Below are 1156 nucleotides of genomic sequence, written 5' to 3'. Positions count from 1 at the left end.
GAAAATATATTAAGTTTGATCAATGAGAGACCGGTAAAACATTGTATAGTATTTTACACAGGATTATGGACTTGACTGACATAGAAGCGCCCATTACTATTAAAAAAATTTTTCAAAGTGTCTCAATGTTTTTATCTAGATCTAAAAAGTTTTCATAAAGAAAGACCACGAGCAACTTAATTAGCTCGTAGTCTTTGCGCAATTTTTTTAAATCAATCAGGCAAATAATTTAAAGAAGCCATCTTTGTAGTAAAAAAAGAAGCCAAAGATTTTTAAGTTTCTGACTCTTTTGAGTTCTAATTATTTCTTCCAGAACGAAGAATGTTATCTGCTTTATCTGCAATTGATTCTGTTAGAAGGACTGAAAAATTTATGCCAGCCCTTTTGCCTAGCTTATCCGCCCATTGAGGAATTGTTAAGGTTTTTTTGACAAGTTCTGTGTCTTTCAAATATTTGGCAACATCTACACGAATTAAAGTAGTAAAAGAATCATCTTCAACAGAAATCTTATTGATTGGTGTTGGTTCTGGAAGTAGATCTTCATGCTCAATATAATCTGCTAAAACCATACCTAACACCTCTTGTGCCATAGCAATTCCATAAGATATATCGTCTTCGTTAATTCCTGTGTAAGCACCTTGAACATCAGGAAATTCAATAAAGTACCCACCACCTTCTTCTGGGCTAAAAATAGCAGGATAGGTTTTTGCTAAAGGCTCACTTAACATTTCAGTCAATCCTTTCTTTAATCGAATGCGAGATTATTTCAATCCCGCATCCTTTAAAATTTTTCGCTCAAGTCCTCGGACAAGATCTTGATTGGCATGAACAGGAACAGTGATTCTAACACCATCCTTATAAAGATGATGATGAGATCCCTCTTGCCTTCGCTCAACCCAGCCATTTTTTTCAATAACTTAAGCATTCCTTTTCCCGTAAGTGGCATTGTGCACTATACCTCCTTACAAAATAATTATAACACGTATTAACACGTGTGTAAAGTGCTATCACTTTTAGGGTTCTGTTGCAAAGTTTTAAATAAAGAATAAAATCCCTTACGGTATCTATGATTTAATCTGGGATTCCCAATAATACCTTGATTTCAGTACAGACCGAAAACCCGAAGAGAGTGCCTTCTTTTCGGGTTTTCTTATAT

Annotated in this window: 1 protein-coding gene and 2 pseudogenes; all 3 read right to left on the bottom strand. The window is 34.6% G+C overall.

The genetic code is table 11. The features are described from left to right. Nucleotides 1-296: 296 nt before the first annotated feature. Nucleotides 297-728 (bottom strand): type II toxin-antitoxin system HicB family antitoxin, encoded by a 432-nt coding sequence (locus tag DVW83_RS14725; RefSeq protein WP_002305052.1) that lies wholly within the window; start codon nucleotides 726-728, stop codon nucleotides 297-299. A 33-nt stretch (nucleotides 729-761) separates the two neighbouring features. Continuing rightward, nucleotides 762-946, bottom strand: a pseudogene (locus DVW83_RS14720) (type II toxin-antitoxin system HicA family toxin). A 125-nt stretch (nucleotides 947-1071) separates the two neighbouring features. Further along, a pseudogene (locus DVW83_RS14715) lies at nucleotides 1072-1156 on the bottom strand (IS6 family transposase); the annotation flags it as partial.

Origin of the sequence: Enterococcus sp. VV15 (assembly GCF_005236045.1) — a bacterium.
GTDB lineage: Bacteria > Bacillota > Bacilli > Lactobacillales > Enterococcaceae > Enterococcus_B > Enterococcus_B durans.
Note: the sequence above shows the minus strand (reverse complement) of the source record. Positions and strands in the feature narration are given on the sequence as shown.

Bases quoted from the DNA above. Each gene is read 5' to 3' on its own strand.
- DVW83_RS14725 (WP_002305052.1), bottom strand. From the start codon at position 728: ATGTTAAGTGAGCCTTTAGCAAAAACCTATCCTGCTATTTTTAGCCCA.